The following is a 255-nucleotide window of genomic DNA, read 5'->3' as shown; positions in this document are numbered from 1 at the left end:
CGACCATCACCCATTGGGGCAGGCTCCAGTCCTCGGAGCGGTTGTCGACCAGGTCGTAACACTCATAGGCCACCGGTAACCCCTTGGCGTCCGAATCGCCGGCCTCGCGGATCGTTGCTTCATCGACATGAATCACGATCGGCGTCTTGCCATCGACCTGGTCCTGGGTCAGCGGCAGGCTGTACACAAACACCCCACCCCAAGTCAGGCGTTCCACATCGCCCACGGCCACCTCGGGATACGGCTCGATGGTGA

Annotated in this window: 1 pseudogene; it reads right to left on the bottom strand. The window is 62.4% G+C overall.

Annotated features, from left to right (window positions below):
* Positions 1-255, bottom strand: a pseudogene (locus AACY45_RS29130) (hypothetical protein); the annotation flags it as partial.

It is taken from the genome of Pseudomonas sp. RA_35y_Pfl2_P32, assembly GCF_963970735.1.
GTDB lineage: Bacteria > Pseudomonadota > Gammaproteobacteria > Pseudomonadales > Pseudomonadaceae > Aquipseudomonas.
Note: the sequence above shows the minus strand (reverse complement) of the source record. Positions and strands in the feature narration are given on the sequence as shown.